This is a genomic window from Pseudoclavibacter caeni, assembly GCF_008831125.1.
Classification (GTDB): Bacteria; Actinomycetota; Actinomycetes; order Actinomycetales; family Microbacteriaceae; genus Pseudoclavibacter_A; species Pseudoclavibacter_A caeni.
In genome coordinates this window covers 40,821-65,755 of the sequence record NZ_WBKA01000001.1, presented here as the reverse complement: position 1 = coordinate 65,755, position 24,935 = coordinate 40,821, and the positions used below count along the sequence as shown (strand labels likewise).

At 73.2% G+C, this 24,935-nt stretch carries 25 protein-coding genes and 2 tRNA genes; 17 read left to right on the top strand and 10 right to left on the bottom strand.

Features of this window, described 5'->3' with window-relative positions:
- Positions 1–6: 6 nt before the first annotated feature.
- Positions 7–1,086 (bottom strand): ABC transporter ATP-binding protein, encoded by a 1,080-nt coding sequence (locus F8O02_RS00325; RefSeq protein ID WP_179416258.1) that lies wholly within the window; start codon positions 1,084–1,086, stop codon positions 7–9.
- Positions 1,087–1,298: 212 nt separating this feature from the next.
- Here F8O02_RS00325 and F8O02_RS00320 point away from each other — a divergent pair, with 212 nt between their 5' ends.
- Positions 1,299–2,216, top strand: a complete 918-nt coding sequence (locus tag F8O02_RS00320) for a DsbA family protein (protein WP_158035207.1) — start codon at positions 1,299–1,301, stop codon at positions 2,214–2,216.
- A gap of 101 nt (positions 2,217–2,317) precedes the next feature.
- Positions 2,318–2,390, top strand: a tRNA-Thr gene (locus tag F8O02_RS00315).
- Positions 2,391–2,402: 12 nt separating this feature from the next.
- On the opposite strand, the gene msrB is transcribed toward F8O02_RS00315, so the two are convergent.
- Positions 2,403–2,822 (bottom strand): peptide-methionine (R)-S-oxide reductase MsrB, encoded by a 420-nt coding sequence (gene msrB, locus F8O02_RS00310; protein WP_179416259.1) that lies wholly within the window; start codon positions 2,820–2,822, stop codon positions 2,403–2,405.
- A gap of 58 nt (positions 2,823–2,880) precedes the next feature.
- Here msrB and F8O02_RS00305 point away from each other — a divergent pair, with 58 nt between their 5' ends.
- From F8O02_RS00305 to groL, 3 genes are all read left to right on the top strand, one after another.
- Positions 2,881–3,141 carry a DUF3263 domain-containing protein gene (locus F8O02_RS00305; protein ID WP_158035205.1) on the top strand — a complete coding sequence of 87 codons (261 nt, stop codon included), beginning with the start codon at positions 2,881–2,883 and terminating at the stop codon, positions 3,139–3,141.
- A 3-nt stretch (positions 3,142–3,144) separates the two neighbouring features.
- Entirely contained in the window at positions 3,145–3,777 is a 633-nt protein-coding gene (locus F8O02_RS00300; protein WP_158035204.1) for a LytR C-terminal domain-containing protein, read from the top strand.
- Positions 3,778–3,989: 212 nt separating this feature from the next.
- Positions 3,990–5,609, top strand: a complete 1,620-nt coding sequence (gene groL / locus F8O02_RS00295) for a chaperonin GroEL (protein WP_158035203.1) — start codon at positions 3,990–3,992, stop codon at positions 5,607–5,609.
- 216 nt (positions 5,610–5,825) lie between these two features.
- Here the strand turns inward: groL and F8O02_RS00290 are convergent, their stop codons facing one another.
- The 5 genes from F8O02_RS00290 to F8O02_RS00270 are packed head-to-tail and all read right to left on the bottom strand — an operon-like array spanning position 5,826 to position 11,279.
- Complete coding sequence (locus F8O02_RS00290) at positions 5,826–6,944, bottom strand: sensor histidine kinase (RefSeq protein WP_158035202.1); 1,119 nt, start codon at positions 6,942–6,944, stop codon at positions 5,826–5,828.
- Positions 6,941–7,756, bottom strand: coding sequence for a response regulator transcription factor (locus tag F8O02_RS00285; RefSeq protein ID WP_158035201.1), 816 nt, complete (start codon positions 7,754–7,756; stop codon positions 6,941–6,943). Before F8O02_RS00285 ends, F8O02_RS00290 begins: the two co-directional genes overlap by 4 nt.
- Positions 7,753–9,453, bottom strand: coding sequence for a DNA repair helicase XPB (locus tag F8O02_RS00280; protein ID WP_158035200.1), 1,701 nt, complete (start codon positions 9,451–9,453; stop codon positions 7,753–7,755). The genes F8O02_RS00285 and F8O02_RS00280 overlap by 4 nt, the downstream gene beginning before the upstream one ends.
- Before the next feature lie 55 nt (positions 9,454–9,508).
- Complete coding sequence (locus tag F8O02_RS00275; RefSeq protein ID WP_158035199.1) at positions 9,509–10,993, bottom strand: helicase-associated domain-containing protein; 1,485 nt, start codon at positions 10,991–10,993, stop codon at positions 9,509–9,511.
- Positions 10,994–11,006: 13 nt separating this feature from the next.
- Positions 11,007–11,279 carry a hypothetical protein gene (locus F8O02_RS00270; protein WP_158035198.1) on the bottom strand — a complete coding sequence of 91 codons (273 nt, stop codon included), beginning with the start codon at positions 11,277–11,279 and terminating at the stop codon, positions 11,007–11,009.
- A 116-nt stretch (positions 11,280–11,395) separates the two neighbouring features.
- Here F8O02_RS00270 and F8O02_RS00265 point away from each other — a divergent pair, with 116 nt between their 5' ends.
- Together F8O02_RS00265 and F8O02_RS00260 are read left to right on the top strand one after the other, a co-directional pair.
- Positions 11,396–11,779 carry a cold-shock protein gene (locus F8O02_RS00265; protein ID WP_158035197.1) on the top strand — a complete coding sequence of 128 codons (384 nt, stop codon included), beginning with the start codon at positions 11,396–11,398 and terminating at the stop codon, positions 11,777–11,779.
- Positions 11,772–12,308: a DUF3027 domain-containing protein gene (locus F8O02_RS00260; RefSeq protein WP_179416260.1), complete on the top strand. Its 537-nt coding sequence runs from the start codon at positions 11,772–11,774 to the stop codon at positions 12,306–12,308. The genes F8O02_RS00265 and F8O02_RS00260 overlap by 8 nt, the downstream gene beginning before the upstream one ends.
- Positions 12,309–12,422: 114 nt before the next feature.
- Here F8O02_RS00260 and serC read toward each other — a convergent pair whose 3' ends face one another.
- The gene (serC, locus tag F8O02_RS00255; RefSeq protein WP_158035195.1) at positions 12,423–13,538 is read right to left on the bottom strand and encodes a phosphoserine transaminase; all 1,116 of its coding nucleotides are present in this window, start codon (positions 13,536–13,538) and stop codon (positions 12,423–12,425) included.
- 127 nt (positions 13,539–13,665) lie between these two features.
- Here serC and F8O02_RS00250 point away from each other — a divergent pair, with 127 nt between their 5' ends.
- From F8O02_RS00250 to F8O02_RS00225, 6 genes are all read left to right on the top strand, one after another.
- Entirely contained in the window at positions 13,666–14,361 is a 696-nt protein-coding gene (locus tag F8O02_RS00250) for a metal-dependent transcriptional regulator (protein ID WP_158035194.1), read from the top strand.
- A gap of 156 nt (positions 14,362–14,517) precedes the next feature.
- Entirely contained in the window at positions 14,518–15,570 is a 1,053-nt protein-coding gene (locus F8O02_RS00245) for a M23 family metallopeptidase (protein WP_158035193.1), read from the top strand.
- Positions 15,571–15,640: 70 nt separating this feature from the next.
- Positions 15,641–16,342, top strand: a complete 702-nt coding sequence (locus F8O02_RS00240) for a C40 family peptidase (RefSeq protein WP_218859530.1) — start codon at positions 15,641–15,643, stop codon at positions 16,340–16,342.
- Between the two features lie 32 nt (positions 16,343–16,374).
- Positions 16,375–16,447 (top strand) — tRNA-Arg (locus tag F8O02_RS00235).
- Between the two features lie 128 nt (positions 16,448–16,575).
- On the top strand, positions 16,576–20,196 hold the full coding sequence (locus tag F8O02_RS00230; protein WP_158035192.1) for an ATP-binding protein: 3,621 nt from the start codon (positions 16,576–16,578) through the stop codon (positions 20,194–20,196).
- Positions 20,193–20,429: a hypothetical protein gene (locus tag F8O02_RS00225; protein ID WP_158035191.1), complete on the top strand. Its 237-nt coding sequence runs from the start codon at positions 20,193–20,195 to the stop codon at positions 20,427–20,429. The genes F8O02_RS00230 and F8O02_RS00225 overlap by 4 nt, the downstream gene beginning before the upstream one ends.
- 51 nt (positions 20,430–20,480) lie before the next feature.
- Here the strand turns inward: F8O02_RS00225 and mscL are convergent, their stop codons facing one another.
- Positions 20,481–20,921 (bottom strand): large conductance mechanosensitive channel protein MscL, encoded by a 441-nt coding sequence (gene mscL, locus F8O02_RS00220; RefSeq protein WP_218859532.1) that lies wholly within the window; start codon positions 20,919–20,921, stop codon positions 20,481–20,483.
- Between the two features lie 169 nt (positions 20,922–21,090).
- Positions 21,091–21,669: a 5-formyltetrahydrofolate cyclo-ligase gene (locus F8O02_RS00215; protein ID WP_179416261.1), complete on the bottom strand. Its 579-nt coding sequence runs from the start codon at positions 21,667–21,669 to the stop codon at positions 21,091–21,093.
- Positions 21,670–21,889: 220 nt separating this feature from the next.
- On the opposite strand from F8O02_RS00215, the gene F8O02_RS00210 reads away from it, so the two are divergent.
- Genes F8O02_RS00210 through F8O02_RS00195 form a run of 4 tightly spaced genes read left to right on the top strand, consistent with a single transcriptional unit; the run spans position 21,890 to position 24,904 of the window.
- Positions 21,890–22,804, top strand: coding sequence for a UTP--glucose-1-phosphate uridylyltransferase (locus tag F8O02_RS00210; RefSeq protein WP_158035189.1), 915 nt, complete (start codon positions 21,890–21,892; stop codon positions 22,802–22,804).
- A complete protein-coding gene (locus F8O02_RS00205) occupies positions 22,801–23,433 on the top strand; it encodes a GNAT family N-acetyltransferase (RefSeq protein ID WP_158035188.1) in 633 nt (210 codons plus the stop codon). The genes F8O02_RS00210 and F8O02_RS00205 overlap by 4 nt, the downstream gene beginning before the upstream one ends.
- A gap of 4 nt (positions 23,434–23,437) precedes the next feature.
- Positions 23,438–24,385: a hypothetical protein gene (locus F8O02_RS00200; protein ID WP_158035187.1), complete on the top strand. Its 948-nt coding sequence runs from the start codon at positions 23,438–23,440 to the stop codon at positions 24,383–24,385.
- A gap of 57 nt (positions 24,386–24,442) precedes the next feature.
- Positions 24,443–24,904, top strand: coding sequence for a Fur family transcriptional regulator (locus F8O02_RS00195; RefSeq protein ID WP_158035186.1), 462 nt, complete (start codon positions 24,443–24,445; stop codon positions 24,902–24,904).
- Positions 24,905–24,935 lie beyond the last annotated feature (31 nt).

Here is a 24,935-nt window from a genome sequence, read left to right as displayed (position 1 = left end):
GGCGCGTCACGCGCGCGGCGCGTCGAGCAGCGCGCCGTCGGCGGCGGCGAACACCCAGGCCTCGGCCGGGTCGACGTCGACGCCGGTGCGGTCGCCGGGCTGGTACCGCACCCCGGGCACCGTCTGTCGGCACTCCGTGCGGTCGCGGTCGGCCAGCCGCAGCACGAGCTCCTGAGCACCAGGCCCCTCGGTCGAGACCGTCCGCGTGTGCTCGACGGTGGCGGGGAGCGCGCCCTCGGGGCGCACCCGCGCGCGCGTGTCGGCCACCGCGAGCAGCACGTCCGCATGCGCGACCCCGGGGACAGGGCGGCGGCGCGCGCCCAGGGCGATCGCGCCGTCCTCGACGGTCGCGCTCCAGACGACGAGTGGCCGCGGCGAGACGGCCCGGGCGACGGCCAGATCGGCCGGGGCGCGGCGCAGCTCGGCCAGCGGCGCGGACTGCCGGAGGCGCCCGCCGGCGAGCACGGCGACGGGCGCGTCGATCCCCTCGGTCTCGGCCAGCCGACTGGTCGCCGAGACCACGGTGATGCCGAGGCCGGCGGCGATGTCGTGGATGCGGGCGAGCAGGTCGAGGCGCTCCTCGGGGGCGAGGCCGGTGAACGGCTCATCCATCAGCAGCAGGTCGGGGATGCGGGCCAGCGCCCGGGCGACCGCGACCCGCTGGCGCTCGTGCCCGGTCAGCGCGCCGGGCTGCCGGTCGACGAGCGCGTCGAGGCGCAGCGCCCGGGTGATCGGGGCGATGCGGCGGCGGCGCTCCGCGGCGGGGACGCCGGCCACACGCAGGGCGAAGGTGATGTTCTCACCCACGGTCATCTGCGGGTACAGGGCGTAGTTCTGGAAGATCATGGCGACGTTGCGGTGCTTGGGGGGCAGCCGGGTGACGTCCCGGCCGTCGATGCGCACGACGCCCGACTGCGTCTCCTCCAGCCCGGCGATCATCCGCAGCAGCGTCGACTTGCCCGCGTTCGCCGGGCCCAGCAGAGTGAGGAACGCGCCGCGGGGCACGGCGAGGCTCACATCCTGCAGCACAGGGCGTGCTGCACCGGGGTAGGTGCAGCACGCGTGATCCAGCTCGAGACAGGGCATATCCTCAATTATGCGCGACGGTGCCGGCGTGCCGTGCGCTGCGCCGCCGTGCCGAGTCAGGCGGCCGGTCCGGCGCGGGCACAGGCCCGACACAGGCAGGGGCGGCACCATGGCGCACGGCCCGCGCCGTGGCTGGCGGCCGCGCCGGGCGGACGGTACCGTTGCAGTGACAACCATCGGCGTCCTCGGGGCGCCCGGACGACAGGGAGACCATGGCTGGCAGCACCACCTCGTCGAAGGGGCCGGGCTCGCGCCCGACGAAGAGCGAGCGTCGCGAGGCGGCGCGGGAGAAGGCACGGGCCTTCCGCGAGGAGCGGGAGCGGCGGGCCCGCCGGAAGCGGCTGCTGATCCAGCTGTCGGTCATCCTCGTCGCCGTGCTCGTGGTCGTCGGCGTCTTCGTCGTGATCCAGCAGGTCAACCGGTCGAAGGGGCCGGGCGCGGTGCCCGCGAACATGGCCAGTGACGGCCTCGTGGTGACCAAGGGGCTGGAGCCGGTGCGCACGGACGCCCGCGCCGCCGGCAGCGACCCCGAGCCGTACGAGTCCGTCGACGGGCGCCTCGTGGTGACCGTCTACGCGGACTTCATGTGCCCGGCCTGCGGGAGCTTCGAGCAGACGTACGGGCAGTACCTCAGCACGCAGGCGCAGGCGGGCAACATCGATCTCGAGATCCACCCGGTCGGCCTGCTTGACAGGTACTCGTCCGGATCGAAGTACTCCACGCGCGCCGCGGCGGCCGCCGCGTCCGTCGCGAACTACGCGCCCGATCACTTCATGGACTTCTTCACCACGCTCTTCCAGGACGGGGTGCAGCCCTCCGAGAACACGACGGGGCTCACCGACGACCAGCTGGTCGAGTACGCGCGGCAGGCCGTCGGCGACGACCAGCCCGAGGTGCAGGACCAGGTCGAGAAGTCGATCCGGAACGGCGAGTTCCAGAAGTGGGTGGCACAGGCGACGCAGGCGGCGAACCTCTCCGCCACGCCGACCGTGAAGCTCGACGGCGAGGAGTGGGACATGAGCGGTGATCTGACGGAGGTCATCGACGAGCGGCTGCGGGCCAGCGGCATCGATCCGGACGCGGCGGCGGACGCCGAGACCTCGGGCGAGTCCGACACGACGCAGCAGTGACCGGATGCCGCCGGCCGCTCGCGGCGTCCGGCGGCATCCACTGCCCGGCTCGGCGGGCGACCCGGTAGGATGTCTCCGGTCGCCCGTCAGCCGGGCGGCATGCCGACTTAGCTCATCCGGTAGAGCACCTGTCTTGTAAACAGGAGGTGGCGGGTTCGAGACCCGCAGTCGGCTCGAGAGCTGCGCTCACTCCTCCGGGTCGAACGTGAGCGCCACCGAGTTCATGCAGTAGCGCAGCCCCGTCGGCGTCTGCGGGGCGTCCGGGAAGACGTGGCCGAGATGCGAGCCGCAGCGGGCGCAGCGCACCTCGACGCGGCGCATCCCCAGCGAGTCGTCCTCGTGCAGGGTGACCGCGTCAGTGTCGCGGGGGTTGAAGAAGCTGGGCCACCCGCAGCCGGAGTCGAACCTCGCCGTCGAGCGGAACAGCTCGGCCCCGCACGCCCGGCAGCGATAGACGCCTGTGCGGTGCTCGTCGAGCAGCGCGCCGCTCCACGGGCGCTCGGTCGCGGCCTCGCGCAGCACCGCGTAGGCCTCCGGCGGCAGCCGGCGGCGCCAGCCCGCCTCGTCGGCGGGCAGCGGGACGTCAGGGTCGGCGTGATCGCTCATGGCAGGCTCCTCTCGGCGTGCATCCGGCGCGCTCATCCGGTAGCGTAGACTGCCTGTCATGCGCTCGGGGGACGGACTCACGCAGCTGCAGCGGGATGTGCTGCACTGCGAGCGGGAGCTGCAGGGTGTGCGCACGGGCCGCACCGCGCGTATCCGCGCCCGTCTGGGGATCAGCCCGGTGCGCTACGAGCAGGTGCTGCGCTCGCTGATCGGCGTGCCCGCGGCGATGGCCGAGGCGCCCGACGTCATGCACCGGCTCGAACGCCGGCTGCAGGCCCGCCATGCGCGGCAGGACGGCACTTCGGACCGAGAGGGATGACAGATGGCTGAGGAGTACCCGAGGGACGAGTTCGACGACCTCCCGGCGTCGCGACGTGTCGGCGCCCACCGCGCGGCGCAGCGCGGAGGCCGGTCCGTGCGGATCGTCTTGGGGGCCGTCCTCGTCACCGCGGTGATCATCGCCGCCGTGTACGGGCTGCTGCAGATCAGCCGCTCCGGCAGCGTGTTCGACGACTACACCGCCGCGCCCGCGGCGAGCGACTCAGCGTCGGCCACCCCGGGGGAGACGACCTCGAGCGAGCCGGAGGCCAGCGAGTCGGCCGAGACCTCGGCCGCGCCGGAACCCTCCTCGGCCTCGCCGTCGCCGAGCGCCACGGTGAACGCGAAGTCGCTGCAGGTGACCGTGTACAACGGCTGCACCGGCAGCAGCTGCCGGTCGGGCACGGCGGCCCAGGTGGCCAGCGACCTGACCTCCAGCGGGTGGACAGTCGCCGGCACGGCGAACGCGCCCAGCTCGCTGCGGCCGGGGCAGAACTCCGTGGTCTACTACACGAACAGTCGCTATCAGGACGCCGCGCAGCAGCTGGCCCAGGAACTTGGCATCGCCTCGGTGCGCGCCGGCTCCGGGCTGAGCACGCCGCTGACCGTGGTGCTCGGCAACTCGTTCGGCCGCTGATCGAGGGCGCCGACGTGCTCGCCGGCCGTCTCCGCGCGGTCCTGCTCTGCGACGCGCACCCGCGCGGCGAGCGGCCGGGCGGGGCTCCGTGTGGCGGCATCCGCGCACAGGGCTTGCACTCTCCAGGGGCGAGTGCTAATCATGTATTGGCACTCGTGAACGCGGAGTGCTAACGAAGATACTTCCGAGAAGTCCAGAAGGGACGAGTTCGCATGGCTAAGATCATCGCCTTTGAAGAGGAGGCCCGCCGCGGCCTGGAGCGCGGCCTCAACATCCTCGCCGACACCGTGAAAGTGACCCTCGGCCCGCGCGGTCGCAACGTCGTGCTCGAGAAGAAGTGGGGCGCCCCGACGATCACCAACGACGGCGTGTCCATTGCCAAGGAGATCGAGCTCGACGACCCGTACGAGAAGATCGGCGCGGAGCTTGTCAAGGAGGTCGCCAAGAAGACTGATGACGTCGCCGGCGACGGCACCACGACCGCGACCGTGCTCGCCCAGTCGCTGGTGAAGGAGGGCCTGCGCAACGTGGCCGCCGGGGCCGACCCGGTCAGCCTGCGCCGCGGCATCGACAAGGCGACCGAGGCCGTCGTCAAGCAGCTGCTCGCCAGCTCCAAGGAGGTCGAGACCGAGGAGGAGACCGCGGCCACCGCGTCGATCTCCGCCGGCGACCCCGAGATCGGCAGGATCATCGCCAAGGCGATTCACACCGTCTCGAAGGAGGGCGTGGTCACCGTCGAGGAGTCGAACACCTTCGGCATCGACCTCGAGATCACCGAGGGCCTGCGCTTCGACAAGGGCGTGCTCTCGCAGTACTTCATCACCGATCCGGAGCGTCAGGAGGCCGTGCTCGACGACCCCTACATCCTGATCGTCAACGGCAAGATCTCGGCCATCAACGACCTGGTGCCAGTGCTGAACCGCGTGCGTGAGGCCGGCAAGGAGCTGCTCATCATCGCCGAGGATGTCGAGGGCGAGGCGCTGGCCACCCTGGTCGTCAACAAGATCCGCGGCATCTTCAAGTCGGTCGCCGTCAAGGCCCCCGGCTTCGGTGACCGCCGCAAGGCCATGCTGCAGGACATCGCGATCCTGACCGGCGGCCAGGTCATCGCCGAGGAGCTCGGCCTGAAGCTCGAGAATACCGACCTGAGCATGCTCGGCCGGGCCCGCAAGGTCGTCGTCACCAAGGATGAGACCACCATCGTCGACGGCGCCGGCGACAAGGCGCAGATCGAGGGGCGGGCTAACCAGATCCGCGCCGAGATCGAGAAGACCGACTCCGACTACGACCGCGAGAAGCTGCAGGAGCGGCTGGCGAAGATCTCCGGCGGCGTGGCCGTCATCAAGGTCGGCGCCGCCACGGAGCCGGAGCTCAAGGAGCGCAAGGCCCGCATCGAGGACGCCGTCCGCAACGCGAAGGCCGCCCAGGAGGAGGGCATCGTCGCCGGCGGCGGCGTGGCCCTGATCCAGGCCTCGCACGTGATCGACACCCTCGACCTCACCGGCGACGAGGCGACCGGTGCGCAGATCGTGCGCAAGGGCGTCACCGCGCCGCTGAAGCAGATCGCGTTGAACGCCGGGCTCGAGCCGGGCGTCGTCGCCGAGAAGGTGTCGACCCTGGCTCCGGGCGAGGGGCTGAACGCGGCCACCGGCGAGTACGTGAACCTGCTGGACGCCGGCATCGCCGACCCGGTCAAGGTCACCCGCTCCGCGCTGCAGAACGCGGCGTCCATCGCCGGGCTGTTCCTGACCACCGAGGCCGTCGTGGCCGAGAAGCCGGAGCCGAAGCCGGCCGCCCCGGCCGCCGACCCGAACGCGGGCATGGACTTCTGATCCACGCCTGACGCTCGCACGTCACGCTGACGCGAGGGCCCCGACACGAGTGATCGTGTCGGGGCCCTCGCGTCTCCCGGTGGAGGTGGCGGCTGATGCCCGTGGCCGGGCTGGCGTGGATGGGCCCGACCGTGGGCCGGCGGGCGTGCCGGCCGGGAGGCTGACGCGCGTGTTCCGCGGCGTGGCCGGCCGGCGCGTCCGCCGACGGGCCGCGGGTCAGTGTGCCGCGGCCGACGCGCTCTCCGGCGTCGGCAGCACGACGGTGAACGTGGCCCCGCCCCCGTAGGTGTCGCCGATGTGGATCTCGCCGTGGTGCTCCTCGACGATCGCCCTGACGATCGCGAGGCCGAGGCCGGTGCCGCCGGTCGAGCGCGCCCGCGACGACTCGCCGCGCCAGAACCGCTCGAAGACGCGCTCCCGCGCCTCGGGCGGGATGCCCTCGCCGTGATCGATGCACTGGAGGGTGATGGCGCGCGCGTGCCGTCGGACACGCAACTCGACCGGGCCGTCGGAGAAGCGCAGGGCGTTGGCCAGCAGGTTCACGATGACCTGGCGCAGCTGGTCGCGGTGACCGTGCACCATGATCGGCTCCGGCGCGTCGACCGTCACAGCCCGCTCGGGCGACCGCGCCCGGGCGTCATGGGCGCACTCCGCGGCGATGGCGCACAGGTCGAAGGTCTCCGCCGCGCCATGGCTGACCGTGCCCACGCGGACGAGGGTGAGCAGATCCTCCACCAGACTGGACAGCCGGGTCGCCTCGTGCTCGATCCGGTGGAACGCGGTGTGCACCGCCTCCTCGTCGGTGAGCGCGCCGATGCGGTACAGCTCCGCGTATCCGCGGACGGTGACCAGCGGCGTGCGCATCTCGTGGCTCGCGTCGCTGACGAACTCCCGCATCCGCGCGGCCGTCTCGGCCTGGGCGGAGACCGCCTGGTTGATGCCGGCCGCCATGAGGTTGATCGCGGAGTACAGCCGGTTGATCTCCGTGGAGCGGTGCCCGACCGGCAGCCGCACCCGGTAGTTCCCGGCGGCGATCTGCGCGGCCGCGCGCTCGGCGCGGGCGAGCGGCCGCAGGGCGAGCCGCGCCACGAACCAGATCAGCAGGCCGGAGGCGATCCAGACCAGCAGGGCGATCGATGTCAGGATGAAGTCGTACTGGGAGAGCACGGACAGGGCGCTCTCCTCGGTGAAGGTCGGGCTGACCCGGGCGAGCAGGGCGGTGTGGATGAACTCGTGCACGCCGAGCACCAGCGCGGCCATCGACAGGAACATGACCGTCAGGACGAGCCCGGTGATGTGCTCCTGCAGCGACAGGGAGCGGAACAGGCGCCTCACCGCCGCCTCCCCTCGCGCGCCGCCCGCTCGAGCTCCTCACGGGTGCCCGGCGAGGCGGCCTGCTCGGCATCCAGCACATATCCGAAGCCGCGCCTGGTGCGGATTGTGTGCGGGCCGGTCAGCGGTGACAGCTTGCGGCGCAGCGACGAGATATACGTCTCGACGATGCTCGCGTCGCCGGAGAACCAAGGCGGCCACACCGCGCTCATGATCTGCTGCTTGGAGACGACGCGGTTCGCGTTCTCCATCAGATAGCCCAGCAGCTGGTACTCCGTCGGGCTCAGCTCGAGCGGCTGGCCGAGGACGCTGATCCGGCATCGGTCCTCGTCGAGCTCCATCCGGCCCACGCGCAGCGTGATCGCCGCGGCCTGGGCGGCGGCGGGGCCGGCCGCCGTGGGCGCGGACGCCGGGGACGCGGACGGCTCCGACGCCAGCGCGGCCCGTCGCATCACGGCCTGGATCCGGGCGATGAGCTCGTCCATGCTGAACGGCTTGGTCACATAGTCGTCGGCGAGCTCGAGGCCGCGCACCTTGTCGCGGGTCTGGTCCTTCGCGGTGAGGAAGATGATCGGCACGCGGCTGCCCGCCTCGCGCAACCGCCGGGCGACGGCGACGCCGTCGAGGCCGGGCATCATGATGTCGAGCAGGATCAGCGCGGGCGCGTCGCGGGCGACCTCCGCCAGCGCGTGGTCGCCGTCCGCGGCGAAGCGGGGTGTGAAGCCCGCGAAGCGGAGGGCCACGGAGAGCAGCTCGCGGATGCTCGGCTCGTCGTCGACGATGAGGACGCCCGGGCGGGCGTCGCTCGCGGTCATGCGTGCGCCTCCGGGGCGAGGTCCTCCGCGTCGACGATCCGGTAGCCGTACCCCTGCTCGCTCAGGAAGCGCTGCCGGGAGAGGGCGTAGTCCTGGTCGACCGTGTCGCCGACGACCACGGTGTAGAACAGCGATGTGCGGCCGTCGGCGTTGGGGCGCAGGATGCGGCCGAGCCGCTGCGCCTCCTCCTGTCGCGACCCGAACGCGCCGGAGACCTGGATGGCGACCCGGGCGTCCGGCAGGTCGACCGAAAAGTTGGCGACCTTCGAGACGATGAGCGCGCGCTGCTCGCCGGCACGGAACGCGGCGAACAGCCGCTCCCGCTCGGCGGTCGTGGTGCGGCCGGTGATCAGCGGCAGGCCGGTGCGGGCGGCGATGGCCTGCAGCTGGTCGAGGTACTGGCCGATCACCAGCGTCTGGTCGTCCGCGTGCCGGGCGAGCAGCAGGCTCACCGCGTCGAGCTTCGCCCGGGCCAGCGCGGTGGCATGGTAGCGGTCGGCGTCGGCGAGCATCGCGTAGCGGTCGCGCTCGGCGTCGGCCATCCGCACGCGCACCTCGATGCACTCGGCGGGCGAGATGTACCCCTGCGCCTCGATGTCGCGCCAGGGTGCCTCGTACCGCTTGGGGCCGATGAGCGAGAACACGTCGGACTCGCGACCGTCCTCGCGCACGAGGGTCGCGGTCAGGCCGAGCCGGCGGCGGGCCTGCAGCTCGGCGGTGAGCTTGAACACCGGGGCCGGCAGCAGGTGCACCTCGTCGTAGATGATGAGGCCCCAGTTCTGCGCGTCGAGCAGTCCCAGATGCGTGTAGTGCCCCCCACGGCGCGCGGTGAGCATCTGGTAGGTCGCGATCGTGACCGGCAGCACGCGCTTCTCCTCGCCCGAGTACTCGCCGATCTCCTCGGCGGTGAGCGTGGTGCGGCGCACGAGCTCGTCGCGCCACTGGTGGGCCGCGAGCGTGTTCGTCACCAGGATGAGCGTCTTGCGGCCGAGGTCGACCATCGTCGCCGCGCCGACGACCGTCTTGCCGGCGCCGCAGGGCAGCACGACGACGCCGGAGCCGCCGGCGCGAAACGCGTCGACCGCCGCGCGCTGGTACGGGCGCAGCCGCCAGGCGGACGCGTCCCCGGCGTCCGCGCCCGCCCCGGTGGAGTTCGTCCCCGCGGTGTCCGTGTCGGTCAGGGCCACGTCGATCGGGTCACCCTCGGTGTAGCCGGCGTGATCCTCGGCGGGCCAGCCGATGCGCAGCAGCTGCTGCTTGAGCTCGCCGCGGGCCCATTCCTGCACGAGCCAGGCCGTGTCGTCGACCCGTTCGGTGAGCAGGGCCGCCACGCGCTTGTGCCGGGTGGCCTCGGTGAGCAGGCGGGGCTCGTCGGAGACGAGCAGCAGCCGGCCCTGCGTGTCCCGGCGCACGTCGAGTCGGCCGTAGCGGCTCATCGCGTCGCGGATCGTGCGCAGCACGGTGTCGGGCACGGCGAACTTCGCGTGGCGCTGCAGGGCGTCGATGATCGCGTCGGCGGTCTGCCCGGCGGCCGCGGCGTTCCACAGCCCCATCCGGGTGATGCGGTAGGTGTGCACGTGCTCCGGCGCGCTCTCCAGCTCGGCGAAGCCGGCGATCGCCTGGCGGGCCTCGTCAGCCTGCGGGTGGTCGAGCTCGAGCAGGATGCTGCGGTCGCTCTGCACGATCAGCGGGCCCATCCCGGGTCTCCTCTCCTGTCGTTGCCGGGGCTGCGGCACGGTCTTCGCGCGGGGCTCATGATGCGTCCCCAGGGATCGGCTCCACCCGCACCACCGCGGCGAGCGGCAGACTGCGCTCGAGGTCGGCGCCCGGGGTGCGCCCGCGCAGGCGCCCCGCGCCGAGCCCGATGATCTCGAGCTCGAACGTGCGGGTCACGCCCCGCGCCGTCACGGTGACGGCCACCGGGGTCTGCTCGCGCTGCGAGGCCTCCAGCAGCATCCGCACCCGGGCGTCCGGTGACGCATGGTACTCGGCCACGAGCTCGAGCGCCTGGGCCACCCTGGTGTCGCGGGCGCCGGCGGCGTCGGGCCGGGTGGTCGCGGCTTGCGCGGTCGCGGCCGGGGCGGCGCCGTCGGGGCGTCCCGGGGTGTCCGCCGGATGTGCGCGCTCGAGCTCGCGCAGCAGGTAGTCGAGCGGCTGGCTCGGCCCGCCGCGCAGCAGGCGGTCCAGGAGCGCGCGCAGGGACGCGGGTGTCTCTCCGGCCCGCAGTGCGCGTTGCAGCGTGTCGCGGTCGATGCGGTAGGTGTGGGTCTCGACGAGGCGGACGGGATCGGCGAGGCGACGCAGCCGGGCGGCCTCGCGCGGTGGGAGGAGCCCCGGCACGAGCAGCTCGAGATGGCTGTAGGCGTAGGCGTAGTCGGTCGGCGCGGGCCAGCCGGCGGCGAGCTCGGCGAGCGCCCGGTCGTCGTCGGAGAGCCAGGCCCGGCCGAGCGCGGTCGGCTCGTCGGCCGAGTCGACGACGCCGAGCCGGGCCCAGTCGCGGGCGAGTGTCTGCAGCGCGTCGTCGAGCCAGGCGCGGGCGAGCGGCCAGTGTGCGTGCGCGCGTCGGGCGATCGTCGCGACGCCGTCGGTGACGACATCCGGTTGCAGCCGGTCGGGCACCGTGCCGCGGGCGAGTGCGCGCCAGGCCGGCAGTGGGGCCAGGTCGAGCCAGGTGGACGCCGCGGGGGTCGGGCGCAGGGCGTGGTCCGCGTCCTCGGCGAGCAGGCCGGCGTCGACGGCGATGCCGGCGAGCTCGGCGAGCTCGGTCGGGTCGAGGTCGAGCGTCTCGGCGGTGCGGGTGAGTGCAGCGAGGGCGGCGTGGCCCTCGGCGGTGAGCGGCAGTGGGGCGTCCCGCGCGTCGAGCACGAGCGTCTGCACGGCCACGACGGCCTGCCACGGGGGGACGGCCGCGGCGTCGACCGGCGCGATGGCGGGCTCGGCACGCGCGGCCAGGGCGTCGATGACCTCGGACACGCCGGGCAGCGGGGCCCCGGCGGCATCGGCGAGCAGCAGCGCGGTCGCCTCGGGAGCGGGGACGCCGGGGGTGCGCAGGGCGGCCAGCGCGGCGGCGTCGAGCTCGCCGAGCCGGCGGGCGACGGCGTCGTCGTGGGCGAGGCGCTGGACGAGGTCGTGCAGCCCGTTGAAGTGCACGTGGGGCAGGTGGGAGACGCGGACGACCCGGGCGAGCGCCTCCGGCGGGAGCCGGACGACGGCCTCGGCGTGGGCGATGAGGGTCATCTGGGCGCGCCGTTCACGATCTCGGCCCCGCATCCCCGGTCTGGGTCGCGCGGCGGCGGCGGATGACGGCGAGGGTGAAGGCGATGACGAGCAGCATCCCCGCGGGCAGCCCGAACAGCGGGATCGTCTGCACGATGCGGGCGAGGACGCCGGTGAACGGGACGCCGGTCAGCGCGGTGACGACCGTCACGAGCGCGCAGACGGCGGAGAGGCCGACCACGGCCACCGCCATGGCGCCGAGCACGTTCTCGGCCCGCGAACGATCTGGTGTGGCTGTGGTCATCATCCTTATAGAATAGTTGCAGAGCGCCGCCGGTGCGATGACGCCTGTGCCGCACGGCGGTGCGATCCCCCGCGGCCGTCCCAGAACCGGCCGAGAGAACACGTGAGAGAAGAAGTGTGATGCCGACCGGAAGAGTGAAGTTCTTCGACGAGGAGAAGGGGTTCGGGTTCATCACCGCCGATGACGGGCAGGAGGTCTTCCTGCACGCCTCGGCGCTGCCCGCGGGCGTGTCCACGCTGCGCGCCGGCACCCGGCTCGAGTTCGGGGTGGCCGAGGGTCGCCGCGGCGCCCAGGCGCTGTCGGTGCGGGTGCTCGATGCCCCGCCGAGCCTGGCCCGCCGGCGGCGCCGGCCGGCCGAGGACATGGCGGTCGTGGTGGAGGACCTGATCAAGCTGCTCGACGGGATCGGCGGCGGACTCAAGCACGGCCGCTATCCGTCGGACGGCCATGCGCGCAAGGTGGCGGCGATGCTGCGGAAGGTGGCGGACGAACTTGATGTCTGAGGAGCCCGGACGGGCGGACGCGGCGGACGCGGCGGGCGATCCCGCCGACTTCATCGCCAGCGAGGCGGTGGCCCGGGCGGCGCTCGCGGAGATCGCCCCGGATCGGCAGATCGGCCGGCTGCTGCGCGCCGATCCCGAGGCCGACCCGCAGGTTTGGACGCTGCGGTTCGCCTCGGACGTGCCGGGGTACCCCCACTGGGAGTGGGCCGCGGTGATGGGACGCCCGGACGCGACCGCCGCGCCGACGGTGCTGGAGGTCGGGCTCATGCCCGGCGAGGGCGCGCTGGTGCCTCCGAAATGGATTCCCTGGTCGGAGCGTTTCGCGGAGTACCGCGCGGCGCACGAGCGGGGCGACGAGGATCGGGACGACGACGCGGTCGATGAGCCGGAGGCGGGGTCGGATGCCGCTGGGCCGGAGGCGGATGCCGAGCCGGACTCCGCGGGGACGGACGGGCGCGCGCCCGGTGGGGACGCGTCGGATGCGCCCGAGCCGGGGGGCGACGCCGCCGCGTCGGCGACGTCGCGCTGACCCGCGGACGCGGTCGCTGCCACGCGGTCTCCCGCGGCGGGCCTGGCGGCCGGCCCGCCAGGCGGTCAGTCCACCTGGCTGGCCAGCCCGTCAGGCGGCCGGCCCGCCAGGCGGTCAGTCCGTCAGGCGGTCGAGCACGTAATCGATCGACCGGAGCAGCTGGCGGACGTCCTCCGGTGGCACCGCCACGAACGTGCCGATGCGCAGCTGATTGCGGCCGAGCTTGCGGTAGCCGTTGACGTCGACGATGCCGTTCGCGCGCAGCGCGTCCGTGACGGCCGCGGCGGGGATGCGCTCGTCGAGGTCGACGGTCGCCACGACCTGCGAGCGCAGGGCGGGGTCGCTCACGAACGGGGCCAGCCGCGGGTCGCGCTCGGCCCAGTCGTAGACCAGATCCGAGGTCTCGCGGGTCCGCGCGTCCGCCCAGGGCAGCCCACCGTTGCCGAGCAGCCAGTGCACCTGCTGGTCGAGCAGGAAGAGTGTGGCGATGGCCGGGGTGTTGATCGTCTGGTGCTTGCGCGAGTTGCGGATCGCCCCGTCGAGCGAGAGCGCCTGGGGGATGAATCGGTCGGTCGCCGCGATCCGCTCGGCGCGCTCGATGGCCGCCGGGCTCATCAGCGCGACCCACAGGCCGCCCTCGGAGCCCATGTTCTTCTGGGGCGAGAAGTAGTAGACATCGAGCTGCGACGGGTCGACGTCGGTGCCGCCGGCGGCGCTGGTGCCGTCCACCACGCTCAGCGCGCCATCGGCGGGCACACGGGTGACGGGCAGCTGCACGCCGGTCGAGGTCTCGTTGTGCGGCCAGCCGTACAGGTCCACGCCCTCGGTCGGCACGCACGCGGCGCCGTGCCCGATCTCCGCCTCGCGCAGGTCGGGGGCGGCGAGCCACGGGGCGCTCGCGGCGCGGGCGAACTTGCGGCTGAACTCGCCGATCACGACGTGCTGGCTGCGGTGCTCGACGAGCGCCGCGGCGGCGGTGTCCCAGAACACGCTCGCCCCGCCCAGACCGAGCACGACCTCGTATCCCTCGGGCAGGCGGTACAGCTCGGCGAGCCCGGCCTGCAGGTCGGCGACCAGGTCGCGCACGGGGGCCGCGCGGTGCGACGTGCCCAGCAGCGTCCGGCCGGTCGCCGCCAGCGCGTCCAGCTGGGCGTCGCGGATGCGGCTCGGCCCGGAGCCGAACCGGCCGTCGGCGGGCAGCAGGGACTTCGGGATCTCGATGGAGGCCATGCCGCCAATGCTACGCGACCGGCTGCGGGACCGCTGGCGATGCACCGCCGCCCGCCATGCCGTGAAGATTAGGATAGACTAACTTCGCCCGCCCGGATCACAGTGGCGGCTGGAGGAGGACTTCGCGGTGACGGATCTGATCGACACCACTGAGATGTACCTGCGCACGATCCTGGAGCTCGAGGAGGAGGGCACCGTGCCGCTGCGCGCCCGGATCTCCGAGCGACTCGGTCACTCGGGGCCCACGGTCTCGCAGACCGTCTCGCGCATGGAGCGTGACGGGCTTGTCATCGTCAGCGGTGACCGGCACCTGGAGCTCACCCCGGAGGGGCGGGCGAAGGCGGTGCGGGTGATGCGCAAGCACCGGCTCGCCGAGCGGCTGCTCGCCGACGTGATCAAGCTCGACTGGGAGCTCGTGCACGAGGAGGCCTGCCGCTGGGAGCATGTGATGAGCGAGGACGTCGAGCGGCGCATCGTCCCGCTGATCTCACGCACAGACGAGAGCCCGTACGGCAACCCCATCCCGGGGCTCGACGAGCTGGGGCTCCCCGAGAACGGCGGGTTCCGTGACGGGGTGGTGGACGTCCACCGCCTCGCCCGTACCGAGGCGGCCCCGCTCGTGCGCCGGGTGCGCCGCATGGGCGAGCCCGTGCAGCTCGACCCCGAGCTGCTGCGCCAGTTCCGAGAGGTCGGCATCGTGCCCGGCGCGGAGGTCGCGCTCCAGGCGGTCGGCGACTACACGCGGGTCAAGGTGGAGGGACGCGACGAGGGCCTCGAGCTCGCCCCGGAGATCGCCGCGCACATCTTCGTCGACGACCACTGATCCGCGACGATCACCGATCCGCATCGAGCGGCGCCGAGCCGCCGTCGCGGGTCCCGATGCGGGTCGGGATTGTGGGGTGCGTCGTCCCGGCGGGTAGACTCGAGTGCTGTGGCCCGTGCCGGGTCGCGTCCGCCGGAGAGAGGAACCATCTCGCCCATGGCTGCTGAGACCACGCGCCCCGTGCCCGAACGACCGCGCACGCGACGCGAGATGCGTCGCATCTGGGCGGAGGAGGATGCCCGTCGCACCGAGCGGGAGCAGGCCGGGGACGGGGCCGTCGCCTCGTCCGGTGACGCCTCCGACGGCGCCGATCGCGCGAACGCCTCGTTGGAGACGCTGCGGGTGGCCGCGGTGCCCGGAGGTCGTCTCGTCCGTGACACGATGCGCCCCACGACGGAGCTGCCCGGCGGGCGTCCCCGTCGTCCGCGCCGGCGCCTGCGGGGGCTGCGCTCGGCGCTGGTGCTCGGCATCGCCGGAGGCATCGGGCTCACCGCCGCGATGCCCGCCTACGCCGTCTCTCCCGCCGTGGCCGCGACGAACGACATGACCCGCATGTCCCCCGAGGCGCTGGCCTATCAGGAGGCGGCGCTCGTCGACTCCGGCACGCTGCAGTCCGGTGCGCTGCTGGCCTCCTCGGCCAGCGCCGTCGTGCTCGATGGTGACGATCTCCTGACCGCCGAGGAGCGTGTCACGGCGCGACTCTCCTCCGACACGGCGTCGGCGCGGTGCACGGTCGGGGGTGGCTCCCTCGACGGCGTCCAGACGGTGATCCCGCTGCCCGCGGGGACGTACACCGTCACCTCCCGGATCACTCAGCGGTGGGGGCGGATGCACAATGGGGTCGACATGGCCGCTCCGCTCGGCACGACGATCGTCGCCGCGCTCTCCGGCACGGTGGTGAAGGTGGACAACACGTATGGCACGCCGTTCATCGGCATCCGTTCGTATCTGCCGGACGGCACGCAGGTCGACCATCTGTACATCCACATGCCGCTCTCCAGCGCGCTGGTGAAGGTGGGTGACACCGTCGAGGCCGGCCAGCCGATCGCGGGGGTGGGCAACGAGGGGCGTTCCACCGGGCCGCACCTGCACTTCGAGGTCCACCTGAACGGCGGCTCCGGCGACGTGTGGCCGGGCGGCAGCGGACAGATCATCGACGGGCTCGACTGGCTGGAGGGCCGTGGTGCGGCCTCGGTCACCGGCTGCTGACCGTCGTCCGACGCCGCGCCGCGGGGCCGATGGTCCGGCAGCCGACGATGATGCGGTAGACTGCTGCACCATGGTGACCAGAACCCTCCGCTCCACATTCACAGGATCGTTCGCCGCGCTCGCCGTCGCCGGTGGGCTGGTCTTCGCCACCGCGGTCCCGTCTCAGGCCGCCGAGGTGCAGGTCGCCGCCGATGCCGGGGTGAGCGTGCAGACGATCGCCAACGAGCGCCAGGCCCTGGCCGCACAGGCGGCCCAGACCGCCGAGGCGCGCGAGGCCCTCGAGGGCATGGCGTCCAGCGCTGACCTGTCCGCGGAGACGCCCAAGACGCGGGTCCAGCTGACGGTGCCCGACACGTCGGCCCCGACGACCGTGCGCACCGCCGGTTCCGCGACGGCTGCCGCGCCCGCCCCGTCGGGCACCGCCCGCGCTCAGGTCGTCGTCGGCTCGAACGTGGTGGAGACGGCCCGACAGTTCCTCGGCGTGCCGTACGTCTGGGGTGGCACGACGCCGGCCGGCTTCGACTGCTCAGGCCTCGTGCAGTACGTCTACGGGCTGCACGGCGTGAGCCTGCCGCGCACCGACGCGGCGCAGAAGGCGGCTGGCACGGTGATCGACCCGGATCAGGCGCAGCCCGGTGACCTCGTCTGGCACCCGGGGCACATCGGCATCTACGCGGGCAATGGCATGGTGATCCATGCGCCGCGTCCGGGCAAGAGTGTCGAGATCATCCCGCTGCAGTACTTCGGCGCGGTCACGTTCGTGCGGATCTGAGCCGAGCGACCGGGAGGGCTCTCCCGGCCCACGCCGCCGTAGCTCAGTGGATAGAGCGGCAGTTTCCTAAACTGCGCGTCGCGGGTTCGATTCCCGCCGGTGGCACGAGTGCGGACGAGACCCGGCGGCATCCCGGACGCCCTGACCCCCGTGCGGCGACCGGCGTGTGCGGCGCACGACAGATGGCACCGGACGTATGGTGAGTCACGAGGGTCGAGGAATCGGAGGAGTGCGTGTCGGGAGAACAGGACCGGCGCAGTGCCGCGTGGGCGGGCTGGCGTGATCGCCTCGCCGCGGTCGGCACCATCCCCGCGCCGGGTCCCGTCGCCCCGGTCGTGCTCGATCTCAGCACGGCGCACCCGGGCGGGATCGCCCGGCTGTTCAGCGGACGGGTGACACGGCTGTCCACGCTGATCCGTGACGACCGGGCGTTCGCCCGCGCCGTCCGGGCGGCGCGCCGCATCGAGCGCAAGGGTGCGGAGCTGGCGGAGGATCGCGGCATCGACGCCGTTCACCTGCTCGCCGGCGAGATGTTGTGGCACGGCTCCCGCGGCCGCAGCGGCAGTCAGCCGCTCATCGTCCAGCCGGCGGCGATCCAGGTGGTCGGCGGGGACTTCGAGCTGCTCATCACCGGGCGGTCGACGGTCAACCCGGAGGTGGTGGCCCTGCTCGAGCGCCGCTTCGACGCCGAGATCGACGTCGACGGGATCGTCGCCGCGGTGCACGACGACGAGGGATTCCACCCGGACGAGGCGCTGACCCGGCTGGATCGAGAGTTCCACTTCGTCGAGGGCATCGAGTTCCAGAACCGGCTGGTGCTGGCCACGTCGAGCACCGCCGCGGCCGAGCTCTCCGCACGGGCGGTCACCCGCATCCACCCGGTGCTCGACGCGATCGCGGGCGTGTCCGGGGCGGCCGAGGCGCTCGTCGAGCGCGCCCGGCTGGTGACGGTCAACTCCGCCGACGAGCGCTCGCCGCTGTCGGACACGCTCGTACTCGACGCGAGCGCCGAGCAGGAGCGCATCGTGGCGCAGGCGAGCACGGGGTCGTCGTTCGTCGTCCGCACCGTCCCCGGCGCCGGGGTGACCCAGGCCGTCGCGAACACGATCGCCGCACTCGTGCCCGCCGGGCGCCGCGTCGCCGTGGTCGCTCCGGCGCGGGCGACGCTGGACGCCGTGGCCGACCGGCTCGCCTCCCGCGGGCTGCCCGGGCTCGCGGTCACCCCGCAGCGCCTCCGTCACGACCTCATCGCGGCGATCTCCCGCAACGAGCACGCCTCCCGCCCCCGGGACCGCGAGGAGCGGGCCGGGGCGTACGCGCGGCTGCGCGACACCCTGCTCGATTACCGGCGCAGCCTCGTGCAGGTGCGCCAGCCCTACGGCGTCTCGGTCGAGCAGGCGCTCAGCGAGCTCGCCCGGCTCGCGCTGCTGCCGGATCCCCCACACACCCGGGTGCGGCTGCACTCGAGCGTGCTCGAGTCGCTCGCGGTCGACCGGACCTCGGCGGCCGCGCTGCTGCGCCAGGCGGCCGACTTCGGCCAGTTCGACTTCGGCCCCGACGACTCCCCGTGGTACGGGGCGACCTTCTCCACGCCGCAGGACGCCGAGTCGGTCTACCTGCTCGCGAAGCGGCTGGCCGACCGCGACCTCGCACAGACGGTGATGCGGGCCCGCGAGGTGTTCGACGAGGCCGGGCTGCGCCGGCCCGAGACCCTCGCGCAGATCGCGGAGGGCATCGGGCTGCTGCTGCGCGTGCGGCAGACTCTGGACCGGTTCCAGCCGGTGGTCTACGACCGCTCGCTCGAGGAGCTCATCCTCGCCACCGCGTCGCGGCGGGACCAGGACATGCCGGTGGGTTCCCGGCGTCGGCTGCGGCAGCTCGCCCGCGAGTACCTGCGCCCCGGCGCGCACGTGGCCGACCTGCACGAGGCACTCGTGCAGGTGCAGGAGGAGCGGACGATGTGGTCGCGACTGGTGGCCGCGCACCGTCCGCCGAACGTGCCGGCGGGGCTCGGCGATGTCAACGTCATGGTCACCGCGCTCACGGCCGATCTGGACGAGCTCGCCCGGCCGCTCGACGTGGCGCGCATCGGTGACCTGCGCACGATGCCCCTCGACCGGCTGCAGGCGGTGCTCGACGGGCTGGCCCGCGGCGAGTCGGCTCTGCGGCACCTGCACGAGCGGGCCCAGCTGCTCGACGCCCTCGACCGAGAGGGGCTCTCCGAGCTCGTGGAGGACTTCGCCCGGCGGCACGTCACCGCCGAGCGGGCCGCCGACGAGCTGGAACTGGCCTGGTGGCAGTCGGTGCTCGAGCTGCTGCTCGAGCGAGACGGCTCGCTGCTGAACGCGAACACGCAGGTGCTCGCCCGGCTGGAGCGGGACTTCATCGCCGCCGACCGCGAAATCGCCGACGACCACGCGGCCGAGCTCGCCGCGGTGCTCGCCGACCGCTGGCGCGAGGCGATCGGGCTGCACCGCGACGAGGCGCAGGAGCTGCGCGAGCGCATCCTCGCCGACCGCGTGGACCCGACGACGCTCATGCAGCGCCTGCCCGTGGTGGGCCGGGCAATCGCCCCGGTCTGGCTGTTCTCGCCGTACCAGTACGGCACGGACGTGCCCGAGCGCGCGCACTTCGACACGGTCATCCTGCTCGACGCGGCGGGCATCGCGCTCTCCGAGGCGGTGCTGCCCATCGCGCAGGCCGAGCAGGTCATCGCGTTCGGCGATCCCGTCCTCGGCCTGCCCACGCGGTTCAGCCTCGACCCGAACATCGGCGACGTGGTGCCGATCGATGACGAGCCATCGGCGTTCGACGCCCTGCGCGAGCTGCTGCCCGAGTTCACCCTCGACTTCAGCTACCGGGCGGGCGGGCGCGCGCTGGCGTCCCTCGTCGACCGGCGCTGGTACGACCGGCAGATCCGCGCGCTGCCGAGCGCCGCGGAATTCGCGGGGGAGTCCGCCGTCGACGTCGTCTCGGTCGAGGCGCCGGGGCGCGGCGTGCCGGACCCCGACACCGGCAGCGTGGAGGCGCTGCCCGCCGAGGTGGAGCGTGTGGTCGACCTCGTGTTCGCCGAGGCGGTGTGGCATCCGGACGAGAGCCTCATGGTGATCACCCCGAGCGAGACGATGGCGCACCGGGTGCGTCAGGCGGTCCGCCAGGCGCTGCCCAGCCGGCAGGCACTCGCGGCGTTCTTCGACCCGGGGCGGCCGGAGCCGTTCGTCGTGCTGACCATCCCGCAGGCGACGGCGCGCAGCCGGGATCGCGTCATCCTCGCGCTCGGTCACGGCCGCACCCCGCACGGGCGGATGCTCTCCTCGTTCGGGGTGCTCACCCCGGACGCACGCGGGATGCGGTGGCTGGGGATCGCACTGACCCGCGCCCGCCGCCACCTCACCCTGGTCTCGGCGCTGCATCCGCGAGCCGGGGAGCTCGAGCGGATGACGGGCGCGCCCCGCGTGCTGTTCGACCTGCTCGCCGGCGAGCGCGAGCAGGCGCCCGAGCGCCGGTTCTTCTCGGCGCAGGCGCTGCTCGTCGATCTCGGTCGCCGACTGCACCGGCAGGGGCTCACGGTCAACGACCACTTCGACGACGAGCTGGGCCTCGTCGTCAGCGACGGGGTCACCCAGATGGTCATCGAGACCGACGCCGACTACGGCCAGGGGACGCTGCGCGAGGCGTTGCGGCTGCATCCCTCGCTGCTCACCCGGCTCGGCTGGCGGTTCCGCCGGGTGTACTCGTTCGAGCTGTTCGCCGATCCGCAGCGGATCGCCGACGAGATCGTCGCGGAGTTCGCCCGGCATCGCGCCGAGGTGGAGCGGCTGCGCGCCGAGCGTGAGCGGCGTGGGCGCGCATGACGGCGGGCGACGGGCGCATCCGCCGCATCGGCTCGCGTCGGGTCGTGCTCGGCGCCGTGCCGAGTCCCGAGGATGCGGCGCGGCGCCGAGCGCTCAGCGCGCGCGACCGCACCCTGGAGGGTGACGAGCACACGGCGGCGCAGGTCGACCGTGTCGACGCGTGGGACGACCGGGAGCGGATCCGGGACGAGGAGCGCTGGCTGCGCGAGCAGCGGCCACCGCACTGGGGGTGACCGGGTCCACGGGCGCGCGTCGCAGGTCTGGCCCGGGTCAGGGCGATCCGGTCAGGCGGAGTGCGCGCCCTTCGAAGTGGCCCCGCCCTGCTGCTCGGCGAGCGCGGCCTGGATCTCCTTGAGCACGTCGAGCTCGGTGCGGGTGTCGGCCGCAGCCTCGGGGGCGTTCGCGGCCTTGTGCTTCGCCTGCACGTCGCGCAGCTTGTTGAACGGCAGCACGATGAAGAAGTACAGGGCGATCGCCACGAGCAGGAAGTTCACGATGGCGGTGAGCACCGCGCCGAGTGAGAAGTCCGCGCCGTTGATCGTGAAGTTGCCGACCGCATCGAAGTCGGGCTTGCCGAAGATCGCCGCGACGAGCGGCATGATGAGCTTCTCGACGAGCGCGTTGACCAGTGCGGTGAACGCGGAGCCGATGACCACGCCGACGGCGAGGTCGATCGCGTTGCCCTTGGCGATGAAGTCTCGGAAGCCTGCGAGGATCTGTTTCATGTGTGAGCCACTCCTGTGGTCGAGGGCGCGCAGGAGAGAGCGGGGGCTACGCCTGCGCGCTCCGGTGCCGAGGCTGGTCATCGCCCCGATTCGGCATTGATTATACCGTCAACCACTTCAGGGCACAGGAGATGTCCAGTGCCCGGGTGCACATGGCGGCGTCCCGCGCTCAGCCTCGGCCCAGTCGCAGCACCCGGCGCTCGGTGACCGCCCAGTCGGCCGGGCGATCGTGCGGCTCCCCGGGCAGGTCGGCGCGCACCTCGTCGTCGAAGACGACCGCGATGACGGGCGCGGTCACCGCGGGGTCGGCGAGCGCACGGTCGTAGTACCCGCCGCCCTGACCGAGGCGGGTGCCGTCGGGGGCGACGGCGAGGGCGGGGACGACGATCGCGTCCACGTCGCGCAGCGCGGCCCGATGCGCGGTCGGGCCGATCGCCTCGGGCACGCCCAGCGCGGAGGGGCGCTCGGTCGCGTGGGCGGCGTCCACCCAGCCGAGGCGGTGATCGGGCAGCACCCGGGGCAGCAGCGCGCGGTGGCCGTCCGCGAGCCAGGCGTGCAGGATCGGGCGGACGTCCGGCTCGTTGCGGGAGGGCAGGAAGGCGGCGATCGTGCGGGCTCCCAGTCGGTCGAGCAGGCGGCGCAGGCCGTCGCCGTGATCGGTCGGGCCGGCCTCGGCGCGGAGGCGTCTGGCTCGGCGGATCACACGGCGCAGCTCCTGCTTGGGATCGGGGTCGGAGACGGGTGGCATGTGTCCAGCGTAGGCCGGTGTGGACACCGGAGTGGGGGCGGTCCGACGCGGCCGCTCGGGGGGCGGGGATGCGGTGGCGCCGGGTGGGCATGCGGCAGCGCCGGCGGACGGGCCGCGGGCCCGCGGGTGATGACATGCGACCGGCGTGGGCCGGAGCCCCTCAGCCGGCGGACAGCCCGTGCCGGGGCGGTGCTCAGGGACGGCCCGATAGACTGTGAGCATGAGTGCTCTGAGCGACCAGACTGGAACGGCGCGCGCGCGGAAGGCCGTGGTGCCGGTGGCGGGGTTGGGGACGCGGTTCCTGCCGGCGACGAAGGCGGTGCCGAAGGAGTTGCTGCCGGTGGTGGATCGGCCGGCGATTCAGTATGTGGTCGAGGAGGCGGCGCGTGCTGGTGTGGGTGACGTGCTGCTGGTGACGGGTCGGGGGAAGTCGGCGATCGAGGATCATTTCGACGCGGCCCCGTATCTGGAGTCGCGGCTGGCCGCGGATGGGAAGGATGCGCTGCTGGCGAGCGTGCGGGCCGCGTCGGACATCGCGCGGGTGTCGGCGGTGCGGCAGGGGGTGCCGCGCGGGCTTGGGCATGCGGTGCTGTGTGGTCGGGATCATGTGGGGGATGAGCCGTTCGCGGTGCTTCTGGGTGATGATCTGATCGATGCGTCCTCGCCGCTGTTGGAGCGGATGCTGGATGTGCAGGCGGCGCATGGGGCGAGCGTGGTGGCGTTGATGGAGGTGCCGGAGGAGCGCACGCATCTGTACGGGGTCGCGGTGGCGGAGCCGACGGGTGAGGCGGATGTGGTGCGGGTGACGGGTCTGGTGGAGAAGCCGGAGCCGGGGACGGCGCCGAGCAATCTGGCGGTGATCGGCCGGTATGCGCTGCGGCCGGGGGTGTTCGATGTGTTGGAGCGGACGGCGCCGGGTCGTGGTGGGGAGATCCAGCTGACGGATGCGTTGGAGGAGATGGCCGGGGACGCGTCGATCGCGGGCCCGGTGCTGGGGGTCGTGTTCCGGGGGCGCAGGTTCGACACGGGTGACAAGCTCGAGTATCTGAAGACCGTGGTGACCCTGGCCGGCGAGCGGGCGGATCTTGGCCCCGCGTTCCGCGCCTGGCTCGTCGACCACGTGAAGGGACTGTGACCGGCGCCCTCGACCTCGCCTGGGGCGATGTGCGCGTGCGGCCCGTGCGCCGTCGCGACCGTCGGGCGCTCGAGGAGCTGCTGCGCGTCGACCGGGACTGGCTCGAGCCGTGGGAGGCGACGCTGCCGGGCACGGGGCCGGGGATGCCGGACACCCGCCGCATGGTGCGCGGGATGCTCGCCGCGGCGCGGGCAGGCCAGGCCTGGTCGTTCGTCATCGAGCATCGCGGTGCGGTGGCGGGGCAGATCACCGCGTCGCAGTTCGAATGGGGGGCCGTGTGTGGCTGCTCCATCGGCTACTGGATCACCCGGCGGCTGGCCGGCCGGGGCATCGTCCCGCTGGCGACCGCGCTGCTCGTCGACGCCTTGGTGCGCGACTGGGGCGTGCACCGGGTGGAGATCTGCACGCTGCCCGAGAACGCCTCCTCGCAGCGGGTGGCGCGCAAGCTCGGGTTCCGACCCGAGGGCGTGCGGCGCGGGTACATCCACATCGGCGATCGGTGGCGCGACCACCTGGTGTTCGCCCTGCTGGCGGAGGAGGTGCCGCAGGACGGGCTGGTGGGGCATATCCTGCGGGCACGCCACACCGAGGGGAATCCGATCGCCCCTGCGGGCGGGAACGTAGATTAGACGCATGAGCGGACTTCTCGGGCAGATCGGCGGGGCGCTGCTGGTGCTCTGCATCGTCGGTCTCTGGCTCGCCGTGCTCGTCCCCGGGTGGATCGAGCGGCGCAATGCGCGCACCGCGGCCCGGGACGCGATGCGCGTGCAGCGCGCCGCGAACGTGCTCGCCCGCGGCCAGGAGCTGCCGAAGGAGTATGACGAGGAGGTGAGCGCCCGCCGTGCGGCGGTGCTCGCCAGGGAGGCGCGACGGATGGAACGCGAACGAGAGCGTGCGGAGCGGATCGCCGCGCAGGCGCGGACCGAGCAGGAGCGCGAGCGGCTGCGCCGGGCCGTGCCCGTGGTCGTCGTCGCGGCTCGGCGGGGACGCCGGCTCGGCGGGGGCCTCGTGCTGGTGGGACTCGCCCTCCTCATCACCGGAGGCATCGTCGCCGCCGGACACGGCTGGGGATTGTCCCTGATCATCCTCGGCGCGCTGGGGCTGCTGGGCGGCGCGTTCGTCCGCCGGCGGGCCACGGTGACGCTGCGCCGGCATCTGCGGGCGGATGCCCGGGCGGATGCCCGGCCGGCCGACGCGGCTCCCGTGTACGATGTCGACGCGGATCTGCCGCAGGATGACGACGGCCAGAGGGCTGCAGGGGGCGAGGCCTGGACGCCGCACCCGTTGCCGAAGCCGCTGAACGTGACCCGGGCCGAGGCGCTGCGCGCCGCGCTCGCCGAGGCGGAGCGGCTGGGCGTCGACGCCGACGCGGACGCGATGCCCGGGCTGCGTCCGGCCCGTCCGGACGATCGGCCGGCCCGCGCCCCCGAGACGCCGGCCGCGCAGGTCGACGCGGAGATTCACGCCTCGCTCGGCGAGGACGAGGAGTACGCGTGGCTCGACGGCCGTGCGGGCGTCGACACCGGGTTCGACGCCGACCGGCTCGACGACATCCTCAAGCGGCGCCGGAACGTCGGCTGAGGCCGCGCTCGCGCAGTGATCTTTTGAGTCACTCAAAAGAGCGCTAGACTGCTGGGCATGAGCACCCTGACCCAGCCCCGTGCCGCCTGGCGCGACCGCCTGCGCGCCGCCGGGCTGCGGGTCACGGCCGGCCGGCTCGCCGCGCTCGACTATCTCGACGACCACCCCCACAGCACGGCCGCGGAGGTGCTCGAGGGCGTCGCGCCCGCGCTGCCGAGCCTGTCGGCCCAGAGCGTGCACAACATCGTCCACGACCTGACCGCCGTCGGCCTGCTGCGGCGCGTGGACCTGCCCGACTCCGACGCCGCCCGGTACGAGACGCGCACGCACGACAACCACCATCACGTGCAGTGCGTGGTGTGCGGGCGCATCGAGGACGTCGACTGCGTCGTCGGGCACGCCCCCTGCCTCACCCCCTCGCAGACGCACGGCATGCGCATCCTGGAGGCAGCGGTCACCTTCCGCGGCATCTGCCCGGAGTGCGAGGCTCGCACCCGCGACGCGGCGCAGGAGGGCTGAGCCTCCCGCATCCGGCTCGCGGCCGGCGGCA

Coding starts and splice junctions, on each gene's coding strand:
- F8O02_RS00270 (WP_158035198.1), bottom strand. CDS start 11,279: ATGATGACCACAGCCACACCAGATCGTTCGCGGGCCGAGAACGTGCTC.
- F8O02_RS00285 (WP_158035201.1), bottom strand. CDS start 7,756: ATGACCGCGAGCGACGCCCGCCCGGGCGTCCTCATCGTCGACGACGAG.
- F8O02_RS00240 (WP_218859530.1), top strand. CDS start 15,641: ATGGTGACCAGAACCCTCCGCTCCACATTCACAGGATCGTTCGCCGCG.
- F8O02_RS00260 (WP_179416260.1), top strand. CDS start 11,772: ATGTCTGAGGAGCCCGGACGGGCGGACGCGGCGGACGCGGCGGGCGAT.
- serC (WP_158035195.1), bottom strand. CDS start 13,538: ATGGCCTCCATCGAGATCCCGAAGTCCCTGCTGCCCGCCGACGGCCGG.
- F8O02_RS00325 (WP_179416258.1), bottom strand. CDS start 1,086: ATGCCCTGTCTCGAGCTGGATCACGCGTGCTGCACCTACCCCGGTGCA.
- F8O02_RS00320 (WP_158035207.1), top strand. CDS start 1,299: ATGGCTGGCAGCACCACCTCGTCGAAGGGGCCGGGCTCGCGCCCGACG.
- F8O02_RS00225 (WP_158035191.1), top strand. CDS start 20,193: ATGACGGCGGGCGACGGGCGCATCCGCCGCATCGGCTCGCGTCGGGTC.
- groL (WP_158035203.1), top strand. CDS start 3,990: ATGGCTAAGATCATCGCCTTTGAAGAGGAGGCCCGCCGCGGCCTGGAG.
- F8O02_RS00265 (WP_158035197.1), top strand. CDS start 11,396: ATGCCGACCGGAAGAGTGAAGTTCTTCGACGAGGAGAAGGGGTTCGGG.
- F8O02_RS00305 (WP_158035205.1), top strand. CDS start 2,881: ATGCGCTCGGGGGACGGACTCACGCAGCTGCAGCGGGATGTGCTGCAC.
- F8O02_RS00210 (WP_158035189.1), top strand. CDS start 21,890: ATGAGTGCTCTGAGCGACCAGACTGGAACGGCGCGCGCGCGGAAGGCC.
- msrB (WP_179416259.1), bottom strand. CDS start 2,822: ATGAGCGATCACGCCGACCCTGACGTCCCGCTGCCCGCCGACGAGGCG.
- F8O02_RS00245 (WP_158035193.1), top strand. CDS start 14,518: ATGGCTGCTGAGACCACGCGCCCCGTGCCCGAACGACCGCGCACGCGA.
- mscL (WP_218859532.1), bottom strand. CDS start 20,921: ATGAAACAGATCCTCGCAGGCTTCCGAGACTTCATCGCCAAGGGCAAC.
- F8O02_RS00200 (WP_158035187.1), top strand. CDS start 23,438: ATGAGCGGACTTCTCGGGCAGATCGGCGGGGCGCTGCTGGTGCTCTGC.
- F8O02_RS00300 (WP_158035204.1), top strand. CDS start 3,145: ATGGCTGAGGAGTACCCGAGGGACGAGTTCGACGACCTCCCGGCGTCG.
- F8O02_RS00195 (WP_158035186.1), top strand. CDS start 24,443: ATGAGCACCCTGACCCAGCCCCGTGCCGCCTGGCGCGACCGCCTGCGC.
- F8O02_RS00275 (WP_158035199.1), bottom strand. CDS start 10,993: ATGACCCTCATCGCCCACGCCGAGGCCGTCGTCCGGCTCCCGCCGGAG.
- F8O02_RS00215 (WP_179416261.1), bottom strand. CDS start 21,669: ATGCCACCCGTCTCCGACCCCGATCCCAAGCAGGAGCTGCGCCGTGTG.
- F8O02_RS00280 (WP_158035200.1), bottom strand. CDS start 9,453: ATGGGCCCGCTGATCGTGCAGAGCGACCGCAGCATCCTGCTCGAGCTC.